The organism is Caballeronia sp. (assembly GCF_049581465.1).
GTDB lineage: Bacteria > Pseudomonadota > Gammaproteobacteria > Burkholderiales > Burkholderiaceae > Caballeronia.
The window spans coordinates 1-2,017 of record NZ_JBAUSA010001242.1 but is presented as its reverse complement, the minus strand read 5'-3'; the positions used below and the strand labels follow the sequence as shown (position 1 = coordinate 2,017).

Here is a 2,017-nt window from a genome sequence, read left to right as displayed (position 1 = left end):
GCTTCAAGCATCATTGGATCGGCTTGCCGACGCCGATCTTCTGTTCGTCGAGGGCGCGCCGCCGCAGGCCAACTATCGCTTCAAGCATGCGCTGATCCAGGACGCGGCCTATGACAGCCTGCTCAAGAGCCGCCGCCAGGCGCTGCACCGCCGCGCGGCCGAGGCTTTGCGCGACGCGAACGCCGAGCCCGAGGCGATCGCCCATCATTTCACTCAGGCGGACCTCAGCGACCTTGCGATCGAATGGTGGGGCAAGGCCGGCGACCAGGCGCTCCGTCGATCGGCCTTTCAGGAGGCGATCGCCCATCTCGGCAAGGCGATCGAGATGGCGGACAAGGGAGGAGGAGACGCAGGCGGCGCGGGTCCGATTGGCCAACGGCTGAAACTACAGACTAACTACGCTCGCGCGATTGCATGGTCTCGCGGCTACGCCGCCGATGAAACAAAAGCGGCCGTCGCGCGCGTCCAAGAACTGGTCTCGGGAAAGGAAGATATCGCAGAGCGCCTCAACGCCTACTACGTCCAGATCGCGACACACTTGGTGAACGGTGAAGTGAATCAGGCGCTGTCGATGGCCCTGACCTTCCTACGAGAATCAATCGCCGAAGGTGAGTTGCCAGACATTGTCGCCGCGCACCGCCTGTCCGGCCTTGTATACCTTCATGCGGGCGCTTTGCCGGACGCTCGCATGCATCTCGAGGAAGCCATCAGGATTTACGATCCTGACTGGAACAGCGCCACTAAGTGCCGTCATGCCCTCGACTCTGGAATTGCCGCGACTGCTTACCTGGCGCATGTCAGTTGGCAGTTCGGCGAAGTCGCGCGGGCGCGTGAGCTGATCGATCAAGCGACGGCGCGCGCTGACGCCTTGGGACATATTCCGACGCTGGCTAACTCGCGCTTCTTTAAGGCGATGCTCGGAATGTTTCGCGACGACGCCGAGTCGGCCCTGCGTGATGCAGATGAGCTGATCGAAATCGCAACATCAAACGGGTTGGCCTTGTATCTCATGGAGGGAGAGATCTACCGTGCATGGGCGCGTGCGCGGCTTGGCGATCGCGAGGCCGCGCGAGCTGAAATGCGTCACGCCTTGGGGAAGCGCACTGAAGCGGGCGTCCGAGCTGGTAGGCCACATTTACTCGGCACACTTGCCGAACTCGACGCTGAATGCCAGAGCGCGGACGAGGCGACTGCACAGATCAACGCAGGGCTAGAGCTGCCGGGCGAGACGGGAGAACACTGGACTGACGCGTTCCTCCATCGCATTCGCGGCGACATCCTCTTGAAAGCGGATCCCCAAAATCCCGCGCGCGCCGAGGATGCATATCTCGCCGCCATTGCCATCGGGCGAGAGCGGGGCGCGCGCAGCTTCGGCCTGCAAGCCGCGTTGAGGTTAGCGAAGCTCTATCAATCGAGCGCCCGCCCCGCCGACGCTTATGCAACCCTCGCTCCCGCGCTCGAAGGGTTTTCGCCGACGCCCGAAATGCCTGAGATCGCCGAGGCGCAGGCGCTGCTCGCGGCGCTAATGCAGACGGATGAGGTCAAGGCCGCAGCGGCGCAACGTCAGCGGCGGCTGCATCTGCACACGGCGTACGGTAACGCGCTGATCGCGGCGCGCGGCTACGGCGCGCCGGAAACGGCGGAAGCATTCAGCAAAGCCCGTGAGTCGGCGGTTGGCGAAGAGGATGCCTTCGAAGGGCTGGCGGCCCACTACGGCTTATGGGTCGGCAGCTTCGTTCGCGGGGAGTTGTCGACGATGAAGGCCCACGCCAAGGCGTTCCTCGGTGACGTCGAGGCGAGGCCCGATTCGCCGGAGGCCGGCGTCGCCCATCGGGCAATCGGAATCACACGTTGGTTCGCCGGAGAGTATCGCGATGCGCAAGACCATCTGGAACGCGCGCTGGTCTTGTTCCAACCAGGACGCGACGACGATTTCGCGTTCCGCTTTGGATGGGACCCGGGCGTCGCGGCGATGCATTACCTCGCGCTCACATTGTGGCCGATGGGCGATGTCAGG

At 63.8% G+C, this 2,017-nt stretch carries 1 protein-coding gene; it reads left to right on the top strand.

Going from position 1 to position 2,017, the window contains the following annotated elements; genetic code table 11:
• A partial coding sequence (locus tag WCA53_RS30290; RefSeq protein WP_423920084.1) for a hypothetical protein occupies positions 1-2,017 on the top strand: 2,017 nt, incomplete at both ends.